This is a genomic window from Streptomyces sp. MMG1121 (assembly GCF_001280015.1).
Classification (GTDB): Bacteria; Actinomycetota; Actinomycetes; order Streptomycetales; family Streptomycetaceae; genus Streptomyces.
Genome location: NZ_LGDV01000038.1, coordinates 306815 through 329281 on the forward strand (window position 1 = coordinate 306815; position 22467 = coordinate 329281).

Genomic DNA, 22467 nt, shown 5'->3' on the forward strand with positions numbered 1-22467 from the left:
GCTAGAAGTACCCCTCGCGCTTGCGGTCTTCCATCGCGGCCTCGGACATCTTGTCGTCCGCTCGGGTCGCGCCCCGCTCGGTGAGCCGGGAGGCGGCGATCTCGGTGATCACGGCGTCCAGCGTGGTGGCGTCGGAGTCGACGGCGCCCGTGCAGGACATGTCACCGACGGTCCGGTAGCGCACGAGCCGCCTCTCGACGCTCTCGCCGTCCTTCGGACCGCCCCACTCGCCGGCGGTCAGCCACATCCCGCTGCGCTGGAACACCTCGCGCTCGTGCGCGAAGTAGATCTGCGGCAGCTCGATGTCCTCGCGGGCGATGTACTGCCAGACGTCCAGCTCGGTCCAGTTGGACAGCGGGAAGACACGGACGTGCTCGCCGGGCGCGTGCCGGCCGTTGTACAGGTTCCACAGCTCGGGGCGCTGGCGGCGGGGGTCCCACTGGGAGAACTCGTCGCGCAGGGAGAACACGCGCTCCTTGGCGCGGGCCTTCTCCTCGTCCCGGCGTCCGCCGCCGAAGACGGCGTCGAACTTCTCGCTCTGGATCTTCTCCGTCAGCGGCAGCGTCTGGAGCGGGTTACGGGTGCCGTCGGGACGTTCCTTCAGCACACCCCGGTCGATGTAGTCCTGGACCGAGGCCACATGGAGGCGCAGCCCATGTGCGGCCACCACACGGTCCCGGTACTCAAGAACCTCGGGGAAGTTGTGTCCCGTGTCCACATGGAGCAGCGAGAAGGGCACCGCGGCCGGGGCGAACGCCTTCAGCGCGAGGTGCAGCATGACGATGGAGTCCTTGCCACCGGAGAACAGGATCACCGGGTTCTCGAACTCGCCCGCCACCTCGCGGAAGATGTGCACGGCCTCGGACTCGAGGGCGTCCAGGTGGGAGAGGGCGTACGGGCTGTCCGTGCCCTCGTCGCCCCCGCTGACCTTGGCGACCGTGGTCATGCCAGTCCCCTCTCGCTCAGCAGGGCGTACACGGACGCCGCGGACTCCTGCACCGTCTGGTTGTGGGACTCGATCCGCAGATCGGGCGACTCGGGCTCCTCGTACGGGTCGTCCACGCCGGTCAGCCCGCTGATCTCGCCCGCGGCCTGCTTGGCGTACAGGCCCTTCACATCGCGTACGGAGCACACGTCGACCGGAGTGGCCACATGCACCTCGATGTACGCCGTGTCGTTCTCGTCATGGCGCTTGCGCACCGCGTGCCGGCTGTCCGCGTAGGGCGCGATCACCGGGACCAGCGCCGTGACGCCGTTGCGGGCCAGCAGTTCGGCGACGAAGCCGATGCGCTGCACATTGGTGTGCCGGTCCTCGCGGCTGAAGCCGAGGCCCGCCGAGATGAACTCGCGGATCTCGTCGCCGTCGAGCACCTCGACGCGGTGGCCCTCGCCGCGCAGCCGGCCGGCCAGCTCGTAGGCGATGGTGGTCTTGCCGGCACTCGGCAGACCCGTGAGCCAGACGGTGGCTCCGGTGGTCACGTGGTTCTCCTGCTTCTCGAAGGTCGTCATCCGTGCAGCCCGCACTCGGTCTTGGCGCGGCCCGCCCAGCGGCCGGCCCGCGCGTCCTCGCCCGCGAGGACCCGGCGGGTGCACGGTGCGCAGCCGACGGAGGCGTAGCCGTCCATCAGCAACGGGTTGGTGAGGACGCCGTGTTCGGCGACGTAGGCGTCCACGTCGTCCTGCGTCCAGCGGGCGATCGGGGAGATCTTGACCTTCTGCCGCTTCTCGTCCCAGCCGACCACCGGGGTGTTCGCCCGGGTCGGGGACTCGTCGCGGCGCAGGCCGGTCGCCCATGCCTGATAGCCCTTCAGGCCGTCTTCGAGCGGCTTGACCTTGCGCAGCGCGCAGCACAGGTCGGGGTCGCGGTCGTGCAGCCTGGGGCCGTACTCGGCGTCCTGTTCGGCGACCGTCTGCTTCGGCGTGAGCGTGATGACGTTGACGTCCATCACGGCCTCGACGGCGTCGCGGGTGCCGATGGTCTCCGGGAAGTGGTAGCCGGTGTCCAGGAAGACCACGTCCACGCCCTTGAGCACGCGGGAGGCCAGATGGGCGACCACGGCGTCCTCCATCGAGGAGGTGACGCAGAACGTCGTGCCGAACGTGTCGACCGCCCACCGGAGGATCTCCAGCGCGGAGGCGTCCTCCAGGTCCCGGCCCGCCTGCTCGGCGAGCGCCTTCAACTCCTCGGCCGCACGGTCTTTCCGGGCCGTCGTCATATCCGGTCGTCCCCTCCGTTGTCGGCTCGCTGCAGCCCCCGGGCGAGCAGCCCGAGGAACTTCAGCTGGAATGCGCGGTTGCACGCCCCGCATTCCCAGGCGCCGTGACCCTGCTCGTGCGGACGCAGGTCCTCGTCACCGCAGTAGGGGCAGTAGAAAGGCGCGGCGCGCTCGGTCACGACAGCGCCTCCTCGGAAGCGCGGGCGGCCCAGGTGGCGAACCGCTCGCCGTCCTCACGCTCCGCCTGGAAGCGCTTCAGGACCCGCTCGACGTAGTCGGGCAGCTCCTGCGAGGTGACCTTCAGACCGCGCACCTTGCGGCCGAAACCGGCCTCCAGGCCGAGCGCGCCGCCCAGGTGCACCTGGTAGCCCTCGACCTGCTCGCCCTGGTCGTTGAGGACCAGCTGGCCCTTGAGACCGATGTCCGCGACCTGGATGCGGGCGCAGGCGTTGGGGCAGCCGTTGAGGTTGATGGTGATCGGCTCGTCGAAGTCCGGCAGACGGCGCTCCAGTTCGTCGATCAGCGTCGAGCCGCGCTGCTTGGTCTCGACGATGGCGAGCTTGCAGAACTCGATGCCGGTGCACGCCATGGTGCCGCGCCGGAAGGTGGACGGCCGGGCGGTGAGGTCCAGCGCCTCCAGGCCCTCGACCAGCGACTCGACCTGGTCCTGCGCCACATCGAGGACGATCATCTTCTGCTCGACGGTGGTGCGCACCCGTCCGGAGCCGTGGGCCTCGGCGAGGTCGGCGATCTTCGTCAGGGTGGCGCCGTCGACCCGGCCGACACGCGGCGCGAAACCGACGTAGAACCGGCCGTCCTTCTGCCGGTGCACACCGATGTGGTCACGCCACTGCTGGGCCGGGTGGTCGGGCGCCGGTCCGTCGGTCAGCTTGCGCTTGAGGTACTCGTCCTCCAGCACCTGCCGGAACTTCTCCGCGCCCCAGTCGGCGACGAGGAACTTCAGGCGGGCGCGGGTGCGCAGCCGGCGGTAGCCGTAGTCACGGAAGATCGAGATGACGCCCTCGTAGACGTCCGGGACCTCGTCGACCGGCACCCAGGCGCCGAGCCGCACACCCAGCTTGGGGTTGGTGGACAGACCGCCGCCGACCCACACGTCGAAGCCCGGGCCGTGCTCGGGGTGGTGTACGCCGACGAACGCCACGTCGTTGATCTCGTGCACGACGTCCAGCAGCGGCGAGCCGGAGACCGCGGACTTGAACTTGCGGGGCAGGTTCGAGAACGCCTTGTTGCCGACGATCCGACGGTGGATCTCCTCGATGGCGGGGGTGCCGTCGATGATCTCGTCCGCGGCGATCCCGGCGACCGGGGAACCGAGGACCACGCGGGGCGTGTCGCCACAGGCCTCGGTGGTGGACAGTCCGACCCCCTCCAGCCGCTCCCAGATCTCGGGTACGTCCTCGATCCGGATCCAGTGGTACTGGACGTTCTGCCGGTCGGTGATGTCCGCCGTGCCGCGCGCGAACTCCTGCGAGATCTCGCCGATCACCCGCAGCTGCCGCGTGGTGAGCGCACCGCCGTCGATGCGCACACGCAGCATGAAGTACTCGTCGTCCAGCTCCTCCGGCTCCAGGATCGCGGTCTTGCCGCCGTCGATCCCGGGCTTGCGCTGGGTGTACAGCCCCCACCAGCGCATCCGGCCGCGCAGGTCGTTGGGGTCGATCGAGTCGAAACCGCCCTTGGAGTAGATCGTCTCAATGCGTGTCCGCACATTGAGACCGTCGTCGTCCTTCTTGAACTGTTCGTTGCCGTTGAGCGGAGTGAAGTGCCCCGCAGCCCACTGACCCTCGCCGCGGTGACGGCTCACCTTGCGGCGCGGCGCGGAGGCGTCGGGGTTCTGTGGGGTGGCGGCCATGGTTTCTACGTCCTTCGGACAGGCGGAAAGATTCTCTGACCTGCGCATACAAGCGCATGCGGGCATGGTTGCGCATCATTGCGCGGCAGAAATCAGGTACGGGGAGGTGCGGCGGTGCTGGTGGGCTCAGCTCGCCGGACAGATGGCGCTGGACATGCGGCCGAGGTCGACGTGTCGCCGACCCACCAAGGCAATTCCAGTTCCGGACATGACGGAAGCGTGTCACGGCGTTCTGGACACAGTCCAGCTTTATCCATCATGCGGACATCCTTGTCCCGAAATGTGGAACGCAGGTGTTGTCGCTCACATGCGCCGCCGGAAGGCTTGTCCCGGAATGCCGCGCGGGGTATCAGCCGGAGTGCGCCCCGGGCCACGGCCCCGGCGCCGCCACCTCCGGCTCCAGCTCGACCTTGGTGTCGAACAGCTGGAAGCCGCGCCGCTGGTAGTTGTCCATGGCGAACTCGCCGTCCTTGCTGCACGTGTGCAGCCACACCCGCTTCGTCGGCGCCCGCCCCGGCCACCGCTCGGCCAGGTCCCAGGCACGGGCCGTGCCGTACGACAGCAGATGACCGCCGATCCGCCGGCTGCGGAAGGCCGGGATCAGGCCGAAGTAGACGATCTCCACCACTCCCTCGTCCTGCGCCTCCAGCTCCACGTAGCCGGCCGGCGTGCCGCGGTCGTAGGCCACCCAGGTCTCCGTACCGGGCCGCTCCAGGTACTCCTGCCACTGGGCGTACGGCCAGCCCAGCCGGTCGGTCCAGCGGATGTCGCCGCCGACCGAGGCGTACAGGAAGCGGCTGAACTCGGGGGAGGGGACCTCGGCGCGGACGATCCGGACTTCGCCCTCGGGCAGGGCGGCGGGCAGCAGGTCGGCAGGGGACGTCTGCTCCAGGGACCAGGTGGTGACAGGGACACTGCTCATGGGGGCCAGGGAACCATCCCGCCGCCTGGTCTGTCGATCACCCCCCGGTCACTCCAGCGCGCGGTCCAGCTCCGCCAGCGGCAGGGAGAACAGCATCCGGTCCGACAGCGACCACACCTCGCCGGTCTGCTGCCAGTAGGACAGGGAGCCCGTCCCCTCGGCCCAGCAGCGGTGCGAGGCGTCCGCACCGCAGCGGGCCGCCTTCGCACCCGCGACGTCCTGCCGCCACAGCCCGCCGTGCCCGTCCCGCGAATCGGGCAGGTGTCCCACATACCAGGACGCATGGTCCGCGCCGGCCTGTCGGTACGACAGCACGCCCCGGATCCCGGCCGTCCGGGTCCGGTACGCCTCCACCGGGTCCACGCGCCCGGCACCGTCCGTGGCGAGGAGTCCGCCGCGCCCGGCTTCCGTGCTGAAGGCGTACCGCCACAGCCGGGCCCTGCTGCCGGCGTCCGGCGCGGTCCACTCGGCGGCGACCAGAGAGGCGGGCGCGGTGCTCCGGTCCAGGGCGAGCGCGCCGGGACAGGGCGGTCCGGAGGGGGCGCAGCGGCCGGCGGCGAAGCGGTACGAGCCGGCCGTGGGCAGCACGTACTGATAGCCGTCCGCGGACCAGCCGCCGGGCACCCGGCCGATCGCGGGCGCGTCGACCGTGGTGCGCAGGATGCGGTTCAGGTCGTAGACGTAGAGCGCGTCGGCGCTGCCGGTCCTGGCGGTGACCAGCAGCTTGTCCCGGTACCAGACCATGCCGGAGACCCCGGAGGCCAGGCCCCGGTAGTCCCGGCCGTCCTGTGTCGGCACCACCAGCAGCACCCAGCGGTAGGCGAGGTGGGCGGGGTCGTCGGCGTTCACGAAGGCAACCCGGGCCAGTCCCCGCTCGGCGGTGCGGCCGGTGGAGGTGCTGTGGGTCCAGCCGGCGAGCACCATCCGGTGCGTGCCCCGGGCCGTGTCGCCGGCGGTGTCCCCGGGCGTGGTCACCGACGCCGGCCGCCAGTCCGTGGCGTCGGCGTCCGCCGGATCCCAGCAGTAGGCGTGGGCGGCGGCCGGGGCGACGGGCAGGGAGGCGCGGTCGGCGGAGGAGCAGTCGTCCGCCTCGCGCAGGCCGCGGTCGGCGCTCGCCAGGACGTCGTCCACACCGGCCGGGCCGCCCATCGCCGCCGACAGCCGGTCCAGCGTGCGCGCGGGGACCAGCTGTTCCTGGAGCCGCAGCCGGCCGGCGTCCGCCGAGGAGGAGAGGGGCTTGAGCGCGCCGGGGCTGTCGGTGACGTCGGCCTGCGACGCGCTGATCAGCGTCGCGGTCGCGGTGAGCGCCAGCGCGGTCCCGGTCAGGACCGCGCGCAACGCGGCACCCCGTCTGCGCCGCCGGTGTCTGCCGCGGTGCTTCATCTCGTCCCCTCTTCCAGGGCTCCTCCGCCTCCGGACCGGCCCTGCGGGCCGGATCGGGCCAACTGCGCCTGATGGTCCGGATGTTGACGCGTGAAACAGTCGGGGAGGCCTTGAAGGGATGCTACGGCAGTAACGGCCCGCGCAGGGCGAAGACCCCGCACATTCCCGGAAGACACCGCTCAGTGACCGACCGGCCCGGCGTCTCCCGGCATCCTCCGGCGGCGCGCGATGGCCGGTGCCGTCGAGGAAGGCAGCAGGTCACGGGGGTTGTCGGGGAGCAGCACCTCGATCTCGGTGTCCTCGCAGAAACGATACGGTCGGTGGTCGAGAAGTTCCCCGAGGTACCGCCGGATCCGCGACATCTCCGCTCGTACCGTCACTGTGCGTGAGGGATCCCCGAACAGATCCCCGGCGAGGGCCGCCGCACTCCGGCCGGAGCGGTGCTCGGCGAGCAGGAAGATCAACTCCGCGTGCCGGGGGCTGAGTTCACGCGACCAGGAACGCGCACACCCGGTCACCGTCAGCGTGCTGCGGCCCGTCCTGACCAGGTCCAGCACGAGCCGGGTGGCCGTGCCCGTCGGCTCCTCCTCCGCCACGGCCCGCAGCAACCACCCTCCGGCCAGCGGCTCCACCGCGCACGAACCCAGCGCCGGCAGCCACCTCGTGCCCGGCGAGAGCGACTTGGGCAGCGCGACGCGCCGTACGTACGGCATCCCGGACACCGCGGCCGACCAGCCGTCCCGGTCCACCACCAGCGCCCGCCCGGCCAGCCGCGCCAGCACCGGTGCCGCCACCGAACGCAGCCGCTCCAGCGAGTCCAGGTGCACCTCCCGCAGCCGCGCCTCGGCCAGCTTCGCCACCGAGCCGACCCAGGCCAGCGTCGCCGGATGCATCGTCTCCAGCGGGCCGCTGACGTCCACGACACCGATCAGCCGGCCGTCTCTGGGGTCGATGATCGGCGCGCCCGCGCAGGTCCAGGAGGTGTGCGAGCGGGCGAAGTGCTCGGCGGCGAACACCTGCACGGGGCGGCGTACGACCACCGGGGTGCCCACCCCGTTGGTGCCGACGACGTCTTCCCGCCAGTCAGCGCCGAGTTCGAAGCCGAGACCGTCGGCCTTGCGCAGCACCGGCGAGGACCCCTCCCGCCACAGCACACGCCCGTCGGCGTCCGCGACCACCATGATGTGCTGGGCGACGTCCGCGACCGAAAGCAGACCCTCGCGCAGCACCGGCAGGACATGCCGCAGCGGTGACTCGTCGCGTCGGCGCCGCACTTCGTCCGAGGGCAGCAGACCCGACCTGAAGTCGTGGTCGGGGTCCACACCGCTGCGCAGCATGCGCCCCCAGGACTGCTCGATCACCGGCCGCGGCGCGATCCTCGCACGTTGACCGGCGAGCGTGGCCTCGCGTGCCTCGCTCAGCATCCGCGCCGCATGCGCCGCGTCCACGGCGGCCAGACGCGCCACGTTCATCGGCGGGTTCACCACGGGAGTCCTCCCGGAAAAAGGCTTCGAACATACTTGTAATGCCGTACCGGCGGCGATTTCCGGCCCGGCATCTGGCACACATACTGCCGCTCCGGACAGGGCGGAGGCACACAATCCGCACACGTACGCCGACAAGTTGCAACCCCTTGCAACCCTGGTGAACTTTCTGTGGGTGGCTGAGACTTGACCCCGACGGGGGTGGTGCCGTGTCGGCGCAGCACCACCCCCTCCCTCCTGGGGGCGGCCGACATCACGGCCGCGGGTCCGGCTGCTTCAGGCAGGGCGGCGCACCCTTGCTCAGAAAGTCGGGCGGGCTCGTTCCACCACCGCTTCCAGGTCCAGGCCCGTCGGCAGGGTGCCGAAGGACGCTCCGTGGTCTCCGCCCAGGCGGGAGGCGCAGAACGCGTCCGCCACCTCGGGCGGGGCGTGCCGTACCAGGAGGGAGCCCTGGAGGACCGTCGCGAGGCGTTCCGCCAGCCGGCGTGCCCGGCCCTCGATGCCGTCCAGGTCGGCGAGTTCGGTGAACAGGTCCTTCACCGCCCGGTCGAGGCGGTGGTCGGCCCCGTGCGCCCGGCCGATCTCGGTCAGGCAGGCGTCCAGCGCGCCCGGCTCCCGCTGCAACGCGCGGAGCACATCCAGCGCCTGGACGTTTCCGGCGCCCTCCCAGACGGAGTTCAGCGGCGACTCCCGGACCAGCCGGGGCAGTCCGGACTCCTCGACGTAGCCGTTTCCGCCCAGGCACTCCGCGGCCTCCAGTGCTACGGGCGCACAGCGCTTGGTGATCCAGTACTTGGCGGCCGGCACCGCGAGGCGCAGGAAGGCGCGTTCCCGCTCGCCGCCGTCGTCGTAGGCGGCCGCCAGCCGCAGCGCGAGCGCGGTCGCGGCCTCGGACTCCAGCGCGAGATCGGCGAGGACGTTGCGCATCAGCGGCTTGTCGATCAGTTTCCCGCCGAACGCCTCCCGGTACGCGCAGTGGTGCACGGCCTGCGCCACCGCCTGCCGCATCAGACCCGCCGAGCCGAGCGCGCAGTCCAGCCGGGTCGCGGCGACCATCTCGATGATGGTCCGCACCCCGCGCCCCTCCTCGCCGACCCGGCGCGCCCAGGTCCCGTCGAACTCGACCTCGGCGGAGGCGTTGGACCGGTTGCCCAGCTTGTCCTTCAGCCGCTGGATCAGGAACACGTTGCGGGTGCCGTCGGCGAGGATGCGCGGGACCAGGAAGCAGGTCAGGCCCTGCGGGGCCTGTGCCAGCACCAGGAAACCGTCGGACATCGGCGCCGAGCAGAACCACTTGTGCCCGGTCAGCGTGTACGTCCCGGCCTCGGCGAGCGGCCGGGCCGCGGTCGTGTTCGCCCGTACGTCGCTGCCGCCCTGCTTCTCGGTCATGGTCATGCCGAAGAGGGCGCCGGGCTTCCGCGCGGCTGCCCGCAGCTCGCGGTCGTACACCGTGGAGGTCAGCCGTGGCTCCCACTCGGCGGCCAGCTCCGGATCGGTCCGCAGCGCGGGCACGGCCGCGTGGGTCATCGACAGCGGACAGCAGTTGCCCGCCTCGACCTGCGTCCAGATCAGGAACCCGGCCGCCCGGCGCACATGCCCGGCGGGCCGCGTCCAGGCGGTCGTCAGCCCCGCCCCGACCCCCTTGCCGAGCAGCCGGTGCCAGGCCGGGTCGAAGTCGACCTCGTCGATCCGGTGGCCGTAGCGGTCGTGCGTGCGCAGCCGGGGCGGGTTCTCGTTCGCCCGCACTCCCCACTCCTGTACCTGCGCCGAACCGGAGGCCCGGCCCAGCACGGACAGCTCCTCGCGCACCTCGTCCAGCACGCCCGGGTCGGTGTACCGTTCGACGGCCTCCACGAGGGCCCGGTCGGCGGTGAAGAGGTCGTAGCCGGCCAGCGGAGGCGGCTGGTTCGTCACGATGTGGGTGGAGGTGCCTGCCATGATTGCGAACCTACCCGGGACGGCGCTGGTGATGGCCCCAGCGTGGCACAGCGGCGCGGTGGGGGACGCCGGATGCGAGCACCCGGTCCGGACGATCCGCTCGCCCCGCCGTTGCGAGCCCGGCCGGCCGCCCCCGGAAGGTGAGGGCGGCCCCGTGCTGCGGATACCTTTGGGTCGTGCAGCCAGCAAGTGAACCCCCCGAGCGGCCCCCCGGTCGTCTTCACCGGGCCAGAGCCCTCTACCGGAACGTCTCCAAGCGCAGAACCGCCTGGCTGCTGCTCAAGGACACCGTCAACTCCTGCATGGAGTACCGCATCCTGGGCCTGGCGGCCGAGGCGGCGTTCTTCACACTGCTGTCCGTGCCGCCCCTGCTGCTCTGCCTCATCGGGCTGCTCGCCTACGTCGACACCTGGACCGGCGCCCACACCATCAGCAGCCTCGAGACCAACATCCTCGACGCCTCGCGGACGGTCCTGTCCGACAAGGGCGTCAAGGAGATCACCCAGCCGATCCTGCACGACGTGATGAAGGGCGGCCGGCCCGACGTCATCTCCATCGGTTTCGTCTTCGCCCTGTGGTCGGGATCGCGCGCGGTGAACGTCTTCATCGACACCATCACCGTCATGTACGGCCTCGACGGCGTCCGGGGCATCGTCAAGACGCGGATGATGTCCTTCCTGCTGTTCATCGTGGCCCTGCTGATCGGCTCGGTGGCGCTGCCGCTGATGGTGGCCGGACCGGACGCGGTGGTACGGATCGTGCCGTGGTCGGAAACGGTCGTCCAGGTGCTGTACTGGCCGGTCGTCATCATCCTGTCCATCGTCTTCCTGACGACCCTGTACCACGTCTCCGTGCCGGTCCGCTCCCCGTGGATCGAGGACGTGCCCGGCGCTCTGGTCGCCCTGGCCATGTGGGTCCTCGGCAGCTTCCTGCTCCGGATCTACCTCGTGCACACCATCGAGGGCGCCACCATCTACGGCTCCCTCGCCGCCTCCGTCGCCGTCATGCTCTGGATCGGCGTGTCGGCCTTCGCCGTCCTTGTCGGCGCGGCCGTGAACGCGGCCATCGACCGGGTCTGGCCCGCCACCGCCACGGCCGCCGCCCGCGAGGCGAACGAGCGGATGCGCGAGGCACAGGTCGCCGAGTACGTCGCCTGGGCGGCGGCCACCCGCGACGCCGACCCCGACGACCCGGACATGCCCTCCGAGTTCCCCGAACGCTGGTCCCGCTTCCTGCCCCCCGAGGACGTCTCGGCCCGTCTGCGCACCCACGCGAAGAACCCGCACCACCACAGCCACAAGGGACACGGGGACACGCCGCCGCCCACCCAGTGAGCGGCGGCCGCCGGGCGCCCCCAGGAGTCCGTCCGCCGCCTCAGGACCCCCGATGTCCTAACTGACCGGCCGGCGGCTCGCCCTCGCCGCCGACCGGCTGCGCGACACCGACCTCACCCTCGACACGATCGCCCGCCAGATCGGCCACGGCAGCGCGTTCGCGCTCTCCACCGCCTTCAAACGCGTCTACGGCGTGAGCCTCCAGGAACACCGGGCGGGGAGGGCCGTCGCCGGGGGCGGAGTGGGGCACTGAGGCCGATCAGGGTCGTGGCGCCGTACGACTCCACCCAGGGGTGCGGATCATCGGTGGAGGACGCGGCCCGGCACTTCCACCTGCTTTCCACCCGCCTCTCCACCCGTGCTCCGATCCGCCCGGCACGGCCCCGGGCCTAGCGTTTTCCGCAGGCCGGCGACGGCTCCCGAAGCGACGAGGAGGCGGAGGCGATGGCGCAGGAGACGGCCGACGCATGGGCACCTGTACGGCGGCCGGAGAAGGCCGCGCGGGGGAGGGACGGGGCGCGGGTCAGCGTGAGTGCGAGGGGCGGGGTGAGGGCGGTCGGGCCAGGTCACGGACCAGGGCTCGGGATCGCCGTCGACATCGTCGTCCCGCTCCTCGTCTACTACGCCGTCCGCGCCCTGGGCGCCGGCCAGGGCGCGGCGCTCCTGCTCAGCGGCGCGCCGCCCGCCCTGCGCCTGCTGTCCGGTGCGATACGGCATCGCCGGATCGACGGCGTCGACCTGTTCTTCACGGTGCTTCTGGGCGCCGCCGCGCTCGTGTCCGTGATCGGCGGCGGCCCTCGCGTCCTGCTGTTCAAGGACCCGGTGCTGTCCCTCGTGGTCGGCTGCTGGGTGCTCGGCACCGGGTTCACCCGCAGGCCACTGGCCTTCCAGCTGGGTCAGCGACTGCACCGGGAGCCGGCCGCCAGGGCACGGGCCGGGCTCTGGCAGGACTGCGCCGAGTTCCGCCGGGCACTGCGGTTCCTCACGCTGGCCTGGGGTGCCGAGCAACTGCTCGACGGCGGCCTCGGCACGCTCGCCGCCGCCACGCTGCCCACCGACACCGTGCCGCTGTTCACCCGCGTCGTGTCCCTGTCCCTGCTCGCCCTGACGGCCGTGGCCACGGCAGCGTACGCCCGCCACTTCCGCGCCCGCCACGGCCTGCCCCTGCTCGGCGCCCCCGACCGGGAAGACGGCATACGCACCGCGCGGGCGTCGGTGCCCCCGCGCTTCCCGGCCCAGCGGCCGACCTGACCGCCACTGTCCGGCCTTAGCCGGGCACAGTCGGCGACGTAGGCTGGCAGTTGTGTACACGGAGCGGGCGTCCCGGCTGACCGGCGCCGTCGTGTGGACGAACACCCCGACCGGGGCCGGTGGCCGGGCGGTGTTGCCCGACGGCTGCATGGACCTGCTGTGGAGCGAGGGCCGGCTGCTGGTCGCAGGGCCCGACACCCGGCCCTACGCCCCTGCGGGACCGGAGCGTTCCTGGGCGGGCATCCGCCTCTTCCCCGGCTCCGCGCCCGCCCTGCTCGGCGTACCGGCACACGAACTGCGCGACCTGCGCGTGGAGTTGGCCGATCTCTGGCCCGCCGCCCGGGTTCGCCGGGTGTGCGACCGTGTCGCGGCGGCAGCCGACCCGGCGACGGCACTGGAGGACATCGCCCTGGACACGGCCGCGCGGGCGGCGGCCCCCGACCCGCTGCTGCGCCGGCTGGTGCAGCGCCTGAACGAGGGCCGTCCGGTGTCCGCGACGGCCGCCGAACTCGGCATCGCCGCCCGGACGTTGCACCGTCGAAGCCTGAACGCGTTCGGCTACGGCCCGAAGACGCTGGCCCGCATCCTGCGCCTGCAACGCGCGCTGGCGCTGGCCCGCTCCGGGCTGCCGTACGCCGAGACGGCGTTCCGTGCGGGTTATGCGGATCAGTCCCATCTCGCCCGTGAGACACGGGAGTTGGCGGGCGTGCCGCTCGGGGAGCTACTCGGCGGCGGGTAGCGGGGCGAACAGGTCGACGCCGTTGCCGTCGGGGTCGTGCACGGTGGCGTACCGCTGCCCCCAGAAGGCGTCCCACGGTTTCAGCTCGCCGTGGTATCCGGCGGTCACGAGGTCCTCGTACAGGGCGTCGACCTCGGCGGGTGAGCCGCACCGGAAGGCGAGCGAGACGCGGCCCCCACCGGAGGGCGGCTGCCAGCCCGGGTGGAAGGAGCGGATGGTCTCCTCGGTGTCCAGCGCGAGCACCAGCCCACCGGGCAGTTCGGCCTCGACATGAGGCTGTTCCTCGGCCCCGGCGGGGAAGAGCAGCCCGAGGCGGCGGTAGAAGGCGAGCGAGGCGGCCAGGTCGGAGGCCGCCACGCCGATCACGGCGAATCGTGTGGTCATGGGGCCACCGTAGGAGGGCGGGTGAGGACAGGTCTTGAAGGAATCGGACACCCTCCGCGGAAGGGGACTGCCTGGAGGCCCGAGCGGTGAGATCGGAGGCCGAGTCCTCTCTCCGGCGCGGAGAGTCCGACGGCTCGAAGCCCGGGGCCTGAGCCCGGAGCCAGGAGCCAGCGGGCCCGAAGTCCGAACCCCGAGCTCCGAACTCCGAGCCCCGAGCCAGATCAGAACCCCCAGCCCCGCCCCCTGTGCCTGCCCTCAGTCGAAGGTGACCGGTCCGTTCGGGGTGTCCACGGTGAAGGAGAGTGCGGCCGGGCCCGGGGCGAGGCGCAGGTCGGTGGCCAGGGCTGCCAGTGGTCCGCGTACCTCCTCCGGGTCGGGCACCGTGGCCGTCACCTCCAGCAGCGGGGTGACCGGCAGGCCGGAGGTCGCCGGATGGCGGGAGTCGCCCCAGTCGATCAGGAACGGGACCAGCCCGGAGGGGTGCGCCCGGTCCCCGTCGGTCAGCCGCCAGTTCAGCACGGTGCCGTCGGGGGTGCGGCGGCTCATCGGGCGGACGGGCCCGGGGTCGTAGCCACGCGCGCGGGCCGTCGTGATCGCCGAGTCCAGGTCGGGCGGGCTGATCGCCCAGGTCAGTGTGCGCGGCGCGGTCAGCCGGTCGACGCCGAACGGCCGTGGCCCGGCCGGCTCCGGCTGTTCCGGGTCGGGGCCGAGGATCTCCAGATAGCTCCGGCCGCCCAGCCCGACCAGATGGTTGCGGGTGCCGAGGCCCGGATGGACACCGCCGGGCGCGGGCTTCACCCCGGTCCGCCGGGTGAAGTCGGCGACGGTCGCGGCGAGATCGGGCGTGGCGAGGACGAGGTGGTCCAGCAGCGCGGGAACGGCGTTCATGCCCGGCGAGGCTACGGTCACCGGCCTTGTGCTTCAAGGAACCGGAACCGGATCCGGCGCCACCAGTGACGTTTCTGCGGTGAACCGGCTCCCCCATTGGGGTGAGTAAAGCTAGCGTACATAGATGGTCACGTGAGTATCTAGAGATGCTCTTGTCTTGGCAAAGGGCGTTGAAGCGCGGTAGTCCATTCCGCTCCGCGTTACCCACCCACAGGAGGAGCCGGACCTTGACTTACGGTAAACAGCTGCGCGAGCGCATCGCCGGGCCCGGGACCACACCGCTGATCGGTGTGTACGACATGTACTCGGCGTCGATCGCGGCCAAGCACTACGACGGAATGTTCGTCTCGGGCTTCGGATTCGCGGCGTCATACTACGGACTGCCGGACATCGGTTTCATCGCCTGGCCCGACATGGTGGCCTTCGTCCAGCGGCTGCGGGGCGCGTTCCCGCACCATCACCTGCTCGTCGACATCGACGACGGATACGTCGACCCCGAGGTCGCCTGCCACGTCGTCGAGGGACTGGAGCGCATCGGCGCCTCCGGTGTGATCCTGGAGGACCAGAAACGGCCCCGCCGCTGCGGACATGCCGACGGCAAGCAGGTGCTTCCGCTGGAGGAGTACCTGGAGAAGCTGAACAAGGTCCTGGAGACCCGCAAGGACCTGGTCGTCGTCGCCCGGACGGACGCCACGGACGAGCACGACATCCTGCACCGCGCCGAGCGACTGGCCGCCACCGACGCCGACGTCGTGCTGGTCGACGGGGTGCGCAGCGTCGAGTGGATCAAGCGCATCCGCAAGGTCGTGGGGGACAAGCCACTGCTGTTCAACCAGATCGCAGGCGGCAAGTCGCCCCGCCTCTCCCTCGGCGAACTGACCGACCTCAGCGTGGACGTCGCGATCTACAGCACCCCGTGCCTGTTCGCCGCGCACGAGGCGATGAACTCCGCACTCACCGACCTGAAGGAGGCCGACGGCCGGCTGCCCGAGGTGGACGCCGCGAGCGGCGTCGGCGTGAAGGCCTCCACCAGCCTGCTGGAGCGCAACATCGCCCCTGAGCGGCTCACCCCCGAGGGTGTGGGCGTGTGAACGGTGCCCTACCCCGGCTCGGGATGGCGGCCGCCGTCGCCGCCGCGGTGCTCGGCGCCGGTGCGGCTCCCGCGGCCGCGTCCGGCAGTCTGATCACCGTGATCGACAACTCCCACGCCGACTCCTGGCTCGAGGTCGACCGCACGGCCAACGTCCAGGCCGGCCACGGCACGGCCGGCAGTGACCACGACGGCAGCGCCGTGGAAGCGGTCAAGGCCCTCGTCGGTGCCCCGCACCACGACAGGGGCACTGACCAACCGAGAGTCAGTGCTCCACCGAGCGCCCCCGCTCAGTCGAGCGCCAGCCTTCCAGCAACTGCCAGCCCTCCAGCAACCGTCAACCCCCCACCAAGAGCCAACCCCCGACCAAGCCTCAACCCCCCACCAGACGTCGACCGCCCACCGAGCGGGACCCCTTCATCGAACGAAACCGCCTCGCCGAGCGACAACTCCTCATCGAGCGACAACGACCCATCGAGCGACAACTCCCCATCGAGCGACGGAGATTGACGACGACGGCCGGGCATCCCGTGCGGGGGTGCCCGGCCGGCGCCGTGGTGCGGCCTTGTCCGGCCGGGGGGCGGGTCAGTCCTCGGCGAGGTCGGGGCCTCCGTTCTCGTCGCGTTCGACGTCCTCCTTGGGGTCGTGCCCGTCGCCGGACGTGGCGTAGGTGGCACGGTGCTGCCCGGGGGCGAGGGTGCGGCAGGCGGCGTGGGCCGTGCCGTAGGCGGCGATCAGGGCGACTGCGGCCACGGCGAGGGCCGCGGCGGTGCGCGTGGTGAGGTTCATGCCCGGGAAACGATCTTGTGTTCGGCGTGGTCACCGCCCTGCGTCCGGACGGGCGCGCCGCATCACGCGGTTGGCCGCTCCCCGGGCCCTGCGGCCGTGCTCATGGGCGGTCCGGCCGTGCTCGCGCGCGGTACCAGTCGGGTCGACAACTCGGTGCGGGTGCCCTCCGGGCGCTCGCCGCGCATCATCCGCACCAGCAGCCGGAGCGCGGTCGCCGCCATCTCACCGAGCGGCTGGCGCACGGTGGTCAGGCCCGGTGCGACCCAGCGGGCCTCGGGCAGGTCGTCGAAACCCACGACGCTCATGTCGCCCGGCACCCTCAACTCCCGTTCGGCGAGGGCCGCGTAGACCCCGAGGGCCATGCGGTCCGAGCACACGAACACCGCGGTCGGCGGCTCGGGCAGGTCCAGTAGCTCGTGCGTGCGCAGCCGGGCGCCGGCCTCGTCGAAACCGGCGTGCCGCACGTATTCGGCGCGGTGCCGCACCCCGGCCGAGGCGAGCGCGGAACGGTATCCGGCCACCCGGGCGCTGCTGCACATCATGCGCCGGTGCCCGGCGATCACCGCGATCCGCCGGTGGCCGAGCCCCAGCAGATGCTCGGTCGCGCTCACCCCGCCCTGCCAGTTCGCCGCCCCGACCGACACCACCCCGGCCGGCGGCTCGTGCGCGGGATCGATCAGCACGTAGGGGATGCGATGGTGGTCCAGCCACGCGTACTGCGACGCGGACAGCTCGGCCAGGTTGAACAGCACCCCCGAGGAGCCGCGCGAGGTCAGCTTGTCCAGCCAGCCGCGCTCCGGCCGGCCGCCCCCGGTCCGGCCCGTGCCGCCCGACACCACCACCTCCAGGCCCGCCTCGTGCGCCGCCGCCTCCACCCCGTGCAGCACCGCCCCCGACCGGGAGCTGTCCAGCGACTGCACCACCAGGTCGACCAGGCCGGGCGCCTTCGCCGCGTCGAAACGGGGCCGGCGCACATAGCCGAGCCGGGCCAGCGCCTCGGTGACCCGGCGGCGGGTCTCCGGCGCCACGTCCTCGCGGCCGTTGACCACCTTCGACGCGGTCGGCACCGACACCCCCGCCTCGCGCGCCACCACCGCCAGCGTCGGCCCGGCAGCAACGCTCGTACTCCCCGCACGGACCACGGGTACCGCCTCTCCGGCCCGGCCTTGGGCCATCGAAAGTTGCGACCGATGCTGCTTCAGCGGCCTGCTCGCTGAGCATGGGGAAAGCGCTTCCTACGATAGGTACGCGTCAACACCGCGTGAAGACATGGGAATTCACGGGATGGCGAGGGCCGACGCTTTCGAAACTTCGAACATCTGGCGATCGGGTCGGATGAGCGCAGGCGGTCCATCCGTCCGGCGGGCCGGCGGCGGGGCGGTCGAGGTGCCTCGGCATCGAGTGGCCGCCGTCCACCGAACGGCCCAGCGGCAAGCCTGTGCAGCGGAATACATCCGCGCGCTGTGCTGCTCTGGCATGGACAGCGCACCGGCGGCGCGGTACGGCGAAGGGCGGGTGGGCGATGACGGAAGACCGGACAGACCCCGTGGTCAGGACGCCTCACGGGGCCGTGCGCGGACGGTACGAGAACGGCATCACGGTGTTCCGGGGCATCCCCTATGCCGCCCCGCCCGTCGGCCCCCGGCGCTTCCGGCCGCCCGAGCCGCCCGAACCCTGGGCCGGGGTGCGCGACGCCGGCGCCTTCGGACCGACCGCCCCGAAACCGCCGTACTCCGAGGCCTTCGCCCAGTACCTGTCCGACCCCGAGATCCCCGGTGACGACTGCCTCAACCTCAACGTCTGGACCCCCGAGCCGGACCCCGGTGCCCGTCTGCCGGTCCTCCTCTGGCTGCACGGCGGCGCCCTGACCAGGGGCTCCTCCGCCGTGCCCGTGTATGACGGCAGTGCTTTCGCCCGGGACGGCGTCGTCTGCGTGTCGGTCAACTACCGGCTGGGAGTGGAAGGCTACGGACTGTTCCCCGACGCACCCCCCAACCCCGGCCTGCGCGACCAGCTCGCCGCCCTGCGCTGGGTCCACGAGTCGATCGGCGCCTTCGGCGGCGACCCCGACCGGATCACCCTGTGCGGTCAGTCCGCCGGTGCCATCAGCGCCGGCGCGCTCCTGGCCGCACCCCAGAGCCAGGGCCTGATCCGGCGGGCCGTGCTGCAGAGCGGCGCGCCCGAGGCCCTCGCCCGTGACAAGGTGCGGCGCATGGTGCGCCGCATGGCCACCCGGCTCAGGATCCCCGCCACCGCCGAGGCCTTCGCCGCCGTCGACCGCGACCTGCTGCTGCACACCCAGGCCGAGGCCGGCCGGCTCAGCAGCCCGGTCCTCGGCGGACCCGCGTTCGGGATCGTCGTGGACGGCGACCTCGTGCCCCGTGACCCGCTGGCAGCGCTGATCGACGGCGACGCCGCCCATGACGTCGAGCTGCTCATGGGCTGGACCCGGGACGAGTACCGGCTGTGGCTGGTACCGGGCGGCCTGCTCGAACACGTCGACCGCCTCGGCCCCGTCGCGCTGGCCGGTGCCATGGCCCGCTGCCACACCGGCCATGAGATCCCCCGCGGCTACCGTGCCGTGTACCCCGACGCCGGCACCGCCGAGATCGTCGGCCAGCTGGTCACCGACCATCTGCTGCGCCTCCCGCTGCACCGCCTCGCCGAGTCCCGGCCCGGCACCTCCTACCTCTACGAGTTCGCCTGGCCGTCCCGCCTGCCCGACCTCGGCGCCTGCCACGCCCTCGAACTGGGCTTCGTCTTCGGCACCGGTGACGCCCCCGAATCGAAGAAACTGGCCGGCGAAGGCGCCCCGCAGGAGCTGTGCGACGCGATGCACGGAGCCTGGGTACGGTTCGCGACGACCGGGAACCCCGGCTGGCAGGCCTGGGACGCCGCACACCCCGTCCGGATCTTCGGCGACGATGCGCCGCTCACCGCATACGGTCCACGGGATCCGGAATTCGCCCTGTGGTCGACCGCCCCCACCGTCCCGGAGCTCGCGCCGCCGACCTCCGAGATCCGGGTGCCGGGAGCGGAGCTGGCGGCGGCGGTACGGCGCCTACGACGCTCGGTGGGAGCACGTCGCCGCTGATCGCATGCGGTCGCCGGTCGTCCGGCTGGCCGGTCACCTGTCGTCTGTCGCCGGTCGTCCGGCTGGCCGCCGTCGGCCTACGGTTGCCGTCGCCAGGTCGCCAGGTCGCCAGGTCGCCAGGTCGCCAGGTCGCCAGGTCGCCAGGTCGTCTGCTGTCCGGCTGCTGCCGGTCTGCCGTCGCCCGCCGCGTCAGTCACTCCTGGGTGCCCTCGAAACGCCGGAGGCAATCGCCGTGATGCCCTCCGGCCCCACCCGGCAGCACCCTCCGATCAACCGCGCCCCCGCCGCCCGCCACGCCTCGATCTGCTCGGTGCCGAAGGTCGTACGCCCTGTCCAGGCGCGGGCCCGCGCGTCCCAGGCCTCCCCGCTGTTGGGATAGACCACGACCGGCTTGCCGGTGACCCGTGCCGCGATCTCCACCGCGGGCTCCACGTCCTGGGGAGCGCAGCAGTTCACGCCCACCGCGATCACCTCGTCCACGTCGGCGGCCGGGGCGAACGCCTCCTCCAGGGGCTGCCCGGCCCGGGTGTTCGTACCGTCGACCGTGTACGACAGCCAGGCCGGCACTCCCAGCCCGCGTACCGTCCTGAGCAGCGCGGCGCCCTCGTCGGCGTCCGGCACCGTCTCCAGCGCGAGGACGTCGGGCCCGGCGGCGGCGAGCACCTCCATACGCGGCCGGTGGAAACGTTCCAGCTCCGCCACGCTCAGTCCGTACCGGCCCCGGTACTCGGCGCCGTCCGCGAGCATCGCCCCGTAGGGCCCGACCGAGGCGGCCACCCAGAGCGGCCGCTCGACGCCCGCGTCCCCGGCGCGCCGGGCGGCCGTGCGGGCGAGGTCCACGCTCAGCGCGAGGAGCCGGGCCGCCTCGTCGTGGCCGGTGCCGCGCCGGGCGAAGCCCTCGAAGGTGGCCTGGTAGCTGGCGGTGATCGCGACGTCCGCGCCTGCCAGGAAGTAGGCGAGATGCGCCTCGGCGACCGCTTCCGGCTGCTCCGCCAGCAGCCGCGCCGACCACAGCTCGTCACTCAGATCGTGCCCGGCCGACTCCAGCTGGTTGGACATGCCGCCGTCGAGTACGACCGTCCCGGCGGCGAGGGCGTCGGCGAGGCTGGGGGAGGTGTTGCTTGCCATGTCACGACGCTAGTCGAAACGGACCCCGCACGGACCCCGGTGTCCAGTAGGTGAGCTTCCTCCGGAGCTCCGCCTGACCTGCGAAAACCCGTTGCCCTCCACCGTGGCCCCGTACGGCGCCGTCAGCCTTCGCCTTCGCCTTCGCCGGCGTCGGCCTGTTCCTCGTCCGCGCCGACGGCTTCGGCCCGGTCGACGCCACCGGAGCCATTGACCCCACCCTGGCCCGCCCTTACCTTTTCGGCGTTCGCAATCACAGATGTTGTCCGAAATGCCGGACAGTGCTGTGTGGGAGGCGGTCCGCATGAGCCGCGATCCCCGCCTGTCGGAAGTCCCCGGCCACAGAGCCGATCCCCTGGCCCTCCAGCGCGCCGACCCGCACTTCCCCGCCACACCGGCGGCCGCCACTGCTTCACGGCCACGGTCCCCGAGCAAGTGCCCCCGCCGAGGACGTATGGCCGGCATCCGCACCGCCTGGAACCCCGACGGCACCCCGGACCTCGGCGTGTCCGTCGCCGACACCGCGAAGGAGAGTGTGTGAGATGAGACGTGTGTACGCCGTCCTGCTCGTCCTGTGCTGCACCCTGGCCGTGGCCCTGACCTCGGCCGGACCCGCTCAGGGCACCACTGACGATCACCCACGGCACGCGGTTCACGGACGCTTCGGGTGATCCCGTGCACGCCCACGGTGGCGGAGTCATCAAAGTCGGCTCCTTCTACTACTGGTTCGGCGAGGACCGGAACGGCGACAACACCTTCCGCTACGTCGACGTCTACCGCTCCACCGACCTGAAGAGCTGGGAGTTCCGCGCCCACGTGCTCTCCCAGTCCTCCGCCGCCGAGCTCGGCACCGCCTACATCGAGCGGCCGAAGGTCATCTACAACGCCTCCACCGGCAAGTTCGTGATGTGGATGCACAAGGAGAACGGCGTCGACTACAGCCAGGCCCGCGTCGCCGTCGCCGTTTCCGACACGGTCGACGGCAGCTACACCTACCAGGGCGGTCTCCAGCCGCTCGGTCAGTACCAGTCCCGTGACATGATCACGTTCGTCGACATCGACGGCACCGCCTACCTGGTCTCGTCCGCCAACAACAACTACGACCTGAACATCTACCGGCTGACGGCCGACTACACGGGCATCGACAGCCTGGTCGCCAACCCCTGGCCCGGTGGTCACCGCGAGGCGCCGGCCCTGTTCGAGCGGGGCAGCGTCTACTTCATGCTGACCTCCGGCGCCACGGGCTGGAACCCCAACCAGCAGCAGTACGCCACCGCCACCTCCCTCGCCGGGCCCTGGACCTCCTGGGCGAACGTCGGCGACTCCACCGCCTACGGCTCGCAGACCGCCTACGTCCTCGCGGTGCAGGGCAGTTCGGGCACCTCGTACCTCTACACGGGCGACCGCTGGGGCAACTCCTTCGGCGGGACGGTGAACGACTCCCGCTACGTGTGGCTGCCGCTGACCTTCCCGTCCGCCACGTCGATGTCCCTGTCCTGGTATCCCGAGATCACCGTCGACACCCGTGCCGGCACGGTCACCGGCACCAGTGCCACGTACCACACGCTGATCGCCCGGCACAGTTCCAAGTGCGCCGACGTGCCGGACCGGTCGCTGTGGCAGGGCGTCGCGGTCAGCCAGTACACGTGCAACGGCGGGACCAACCAGAAATGGTGGTTCAAGGACCTCGGCAACGGTTACTACACCCTGCTCGGCCGGGGCAGCGCGCTGTGCCTCCAGGAGGACGCGGGCAGCGTCACGCAGGAGGACTGCACCGGCGCCACCGCCCAGCAGTGGTCGCCGGCCGCCTCCGGGTCGTACGTCACGATCAGGGCCCGCACCAGCGGCGAGTGCCTGGACGTGTCCGGCGCGTCCACCGCCGACTCCGCCGCGCTCATCACCTACGCCTGCAACGGCGGCACGAATCAGCAATGGACGCGCGGTACGTGACGGTACG

22 protein-coding genes and 2 pseudogenes are annotated in these 22467 nt (G+C 71.8%); 8 read left to right on the forward strand and 16 right to left on the reverse strand.

The window, feature by feature from the left end; translation table 11 throughout:
- Position 1 precedes the first annotated feature (1 nt).
- From cysD to ADK64_RS06315, 10 genes are all read right to left on the reverse strand, one after another.
- Positions 2-946 carry a sulfate adenylyltransferase subunit CysD gene (gene cysD / locus ADK64_RS06275; RefSeq protein ID WP_053655859.1) on the reverse strand — a complete coding sequence of 315 codons (945 nt, stop codon included), beginning with the start codon at positions 944-946 and terminating at the stop codon, positions 2-4.
- The gene (gene cysC, locus ADK64_RS06280; RefSeq protein WP_053656020.1) at positions 943-1479 is read right to left on the reverse strand and encodes an adenylyl-sulfate kinase; all 537 of its coding nucleotides are present in this window, start codon (positions 1477-1479) and stop codon (positions 943-945) included. The genes cysD and cysC overlap by 4 nt, the downstream gene beginning before the upstream one ends.
- A gap of 26 nt (positions 1480-1505) precedes the next feature.
- On the reverse strand, positions 1506-2216 hold the full coding sequence (locus tag ADK64_RS06285; RefSeq protein ID WP_053655861.1) for a phosphoadenylyl-sulfate reductase: 711 nt from the start codon (positions 2214-2216) through the stop codon (positions 1506-1508).
- Positions 2213-2395, reverse strand: a complete 183-nt coding sequence (locus ADK64_RS06290) for a hypothetical protein (protein ID WP_053655863.1) — start codon at positions 2393-2395, stop codon at positions 2213-2215. The genes ADK64_RS06285 and ADK64_RS06290 overlap by 4 nt, the downstream gene beginning before the upstream one ends.
- Complete coding sequence (locus tag ADK64_RS06295; protein WP_053655865.1) at positions 2392-4089, reverse strand: nitrite/sulfite reductase; 1698 nt, start codon at positions 4087-4089, stop codon at positions 2392-2394. The genes ADK64_RS06290 and ADK64_RS06295 overlap by 4 nt, the downstream gene beginning before the upstream one ends.
- A 126-nt stretch (positions 4090-4215) precedes the next feature.
- On the reverse strand, positions 4216-4299 hold the full coding sequence (locus tag ADK64_RS48610) for a putative leader peptide (protein ID WP_324614365.1): 84 nt from the start codon (positions 4297-4299) through the stop codon (positions 4216-4218).
- A gap of 139 nt (positions 4300-4438) precedes the next feature.
- Positions 4439-5011: a GNAT family N-acetyltransferase gene (locus tag ADK64_RS06300; RefSeq protein WP_053655867.1), complete on the reverse strand. Its 573-nt coding sequence runs from the start codon at positions 5009-5011 to the stop codon at positions 4439-4441.
- Positions 5012-5059: 48 nt separating this feature from the next.
- Complete coding sequence (locus ADK64_RS06305) at positions 5060-6394, reverse strand: hypothetical protein (protein WP_053655869.1); 1335 nt, start codon at positions 6392-6394, stop codon at positions 5060-5062.
- 179 nt (positions 6395-6573) lie between these two features.
- Positions 6574-7866: a GAF domain-containing protein gene (locus ADK64_RS06310; RefSeq protein WP_199829501.1), complete on the reverse strand. Its 1293-nt coding sequence runs from the start codon at positions 7864-7866 to the stop codon at positions 6574-6576.
- A gap of 312 nt (positions 7867-8178) precedes the next feature.
- A complete protein-coding gene (locus ADK64_RS06315; protein WP_053655873.1) occupies positions 8179-9816 on the reverse strand; it encodes an acyl-CoA dehydrogenase family protein in 1638 nt (545 codons plus the stop codon).
- A 176-nt stretch (positions 9817-9992) separates the two neighbouring features.
- On the opposite strand from ADK64_RS06315, the gene ADK64_RS06320 reads away from it, so the two are divergent.
- From ADK64_RS06320 to ADK64_RS06330, 4 genes and pseudogenes are all read left to right on the forward strand, one after another.
- Positions 9993-11150, forward strand: a complete 1158-nt coding sequence (locus ADK64_RS06320) for a YihY/virulence factor BrkB family protein (protein WP_078992509.1) — start codon at positions 9993-9995, stop codon at positions 11148-11150.
- A gap of 61 nt (positions 11151-11211) precedes the next feature.
- Positions 11212-11403: pseudogene (locus ADK64_RS42490) on the forward strand (helix-turn-helix domain-containing protein); the annotation flags it as partial.
- Positions 11404-11594: 191 nt separating this feature from the next.
- Complete coding sequence (locus tag ADK64_RS06325; RefSeq protein WP_234384471.1) at positions 11595-12401, forward strand: VC0807 family protein; 807 nt, start codon at positions 11595-11597, stop codon at positions 12399-12401.
- Positions 12402-12453: 52 nt separating this feature from the next.
- Positions 12454-13140, forward strand: a complete 687-nt coding sequence (locus ADK64_RS06330) for a helix-turn-helix domain-containing protein (RefSeq protein WP_199829494.1) — start codon at positions 12454-12456, stop codon at positions 13138-13140.
- Here ADK64_RS06330 and ADK64_RS06335 read toward each other — a convergent pair.
- Together ADK64_RS06335 and ADK64_RS06340 are read right to left on the reverse strand one after the other, a co-directional pair.
- The gene (locus tag ADK64_RS06335) at positions 13123-13524 is read right to left on the reverse strand and encodes a VOC family protein (protein WP_053655877.1); all 402 of its coding nucleotides are present in this window, start codon (positions 13522-13524) and stop codon (positions 13123-13125) included. The two genes, ADK64_RS06330 and ADK64_RS06335, sit on opposite strands and share 18 nt — an antisense overlap.
- 255 nt (positions 13525-13779) lie before the next feature.
- Entirely contained in the window at positions 13780-14412 is a 633-nt protein-coding gene (locus ADK64_RS06340; protein WP_053655879.1) for a VOC family protein, read from the reverse strand.
- 227 nt (positions 14413-14639) lie between these two features.
- Between ADK64_RS06340 and ADK64_RS06345 the strand changes: the two genes are divergently transcribed.
- Positions 14640-15503 (forward strand): isocitrate lyase/PEP mutase family protein, encoded by an 864-nt coding sequence (locus tag ADK64_RS06345; protein WP_053655881.1) that lies wholly within the window; start codon positions 14640-14642, stop codon positions 15501-15503.
- 584 nt (positions 15504-16087) lie between these two features.
- Here the strand turns inward: ADK64_RS06345 and ADK64_RS06355 are convergent.
- On the reverse strand, positions 16088-16291 hold the full coding sequence (locus tag ADK64_RS06355; RefSeq protein ID WP_053655885.1) for a hypothetical protein: 204 nt from the start codon (positions 16289-16291) through the stop codon (positions 16088-16090).
- A 62-nt stretch (positions 16292-16353) separates the two neighbouring features.
- Entirely contained in the window at positions 16354-17433 is a 1080-nt protein-coding gene (locus tag ADK64_RS06360) for a LacI family DNA-binding transcriptional regulator (RefSeq protein ID WP_053655887.1), read from the reverse strand.
- Between the two features lie 380 nt (positions 17434-17813).
- On the opposite strand from ADK64_RS06360, the gene ADK64_RS06365 reads away from it, so the two are divergent.
- Positions 17814-19385: a carboxylesterase/lipase family protein gene (locus ADK64_RS06365; RefSeq protein WP_107092926.1), complete on the forward strand. Its 1572-nt coding sequence runs from the start codon at positions 17814-17816 to the stop codon at positions 19383-19385.
- Between the two features lie 189 nt (positions 19386-19574).
- On the opposite strand, the gene mmuM is transcribed toward ADK64_RS06365, so the two are convergent.
- Together mmuM and ADK64_RS48355 are read right to left on the reverse strand one after the other, a co-directional pair.
- The gene (gene mmuM, locus ADK64_RS06370) at positions 19575-20513 is read right to left on the reverse strand and encodes a homocysteine S-methyltransferase (RefSeq protein ID WP_053655890.1); all 939 of its coding nucleotides are present in this window, start codon (positions 20511-20513) and stop codon (positions 19575-19577) included.
- Between the two features lie 122 nt (positions 20514-20635).
- Positions 20636-20767 (reverse strand): hypothetical protein, encoded by a 132-nt coding sequence (locus ADK64_RS48355; RefSeq protein ID WP_267888524.1) that lies wholly within the window; start codon positions 20765-20767, stop codon positions 20636-20638.
- A 47-nt stretch (positions 20768-20814) separates the two neighbouring features.
- On the opposite strand from ADK64_RS48355, the gene ADK64_RS45785 reads away from it, so the two are divergent.
- Positions 20815-21051, forward strand: coding sequence for a hypothetical protein (locus ADK64_RS45785; protein WP_159046172.1), 237 nt, complete (start codon positions 20815-20817; stop codon positions 21049-21051).
- A 1-nt stretch (position 21052) separates the two neighbouring features.
- A pseudogene (locus ADK64_RS06375) lies at positions 21053-22460 on the forward strand (RICIN domain-containing protein).
- Positions 22461-22467 lie beyond the last annotated feature (7 nt).

Coding starts and splice junctions, on each gene's coding strand:
- ADK64_RS06295 (WP_053655865.1), bottom strand. CDS start 4,089: ATGGCCGCCACCCCACAGAACCCCGACGCCTCCGCGCCGCGCCGCAAG.
- ADK64_RS06335 (WP_053655877.1), bottom strand. CDS start 13,524: ATGACCACACGATTCGCCGTGATCGGCGTGGCGGCCTCCGACCTGGCC.
- ADK64_RS06325 (WP_234384471.1), top strand. CDS start 11,595: ATGGCGCAGGAGACGGCCGACGCATGGGCACCTGTACGGCGGCCGGAG.
- ADK64_RS06305 (WP_053655869.1), bottom strand. CDS start 6,394: ATGAAGCACCGCGGCAGACACCGGCGGCGCAGACGGGGTGCCGCGTTG.
- ADK64_RS06310 (WP_199829501.1), bottom strand. CDS start 7,866: ATGAACGTGGCGCGTCTGGCCGCCGTGGACGCGGCGCATGCGGCGCGG.
- ADK64_RS06355 (WP_053655885.1), bottom strand. CDS start 16,291: ATGAACCTCACCACGCGCACCGCCGCGGCCCTCGCCGTGGCCGCAGTC.
- ADK64_RS06340 (WP_053655879.1), bottom strand. CDS start 14,412: ATGAACGCCGTTCCCGCGCTGCTGGACCACCTCGTCCTCGCCACGCCC.
- ADK64_RS06315 (WP_053655873.1), bottom strand. CDS start 9,816: ATGGCAGGCACCTCCACCCACATCGTGACGAACCAGCCGCCTCCGCTG.
- ADK64_RS45785 (WP_159046172.1), top strand. CDS start 20,815: ATGAGCCGCGATCCCCGCCTGTCGGAAGTCCCCGGCCACAGAGCCGAT.
- ADK64_RS06365 (WP_107092926.1), top strand. CDS start 17,814: ATGACGGAAGACCGGACAGACCCCGTGGTCAGGACGCCTCACGGGGCC.
- ADK64_RS06300 (WP_053655867.1), bottom strand. CDS start 5,011: ATGAGCAGTGTCCCTGTCACCACCTGGTCCCTGGAGCAGACGTCCCCT.
- ADK64_RS06285 (WP_053655861.1), bottom strand. CDS start 2,216: ATGACGACGGCCCGGAAAGACCGTGCGGCCGAGGAGTTGAAGGCGCTC.
- ADK64_RS48610 (WP_324614365.1), bottom strand. CDS start 4,299: ATGTCCGGAACTGGAATTGCCTTGGTGGGTCGGCGACACGTCGACCTC.
- cysD (WP_053655859.1), bottom strand. CDS start 946: ATGACCACGGTCGCCAAGGTCAGCGGGGGCGACGAGGGCACGGACAGC.
- mmuM (WP_053655890.1), bottom strand. CDS start 20,513: ATGGCAAGCAACACCTCCCCCAGCCTCGCCGACGCCCTCGCCGCCGGG.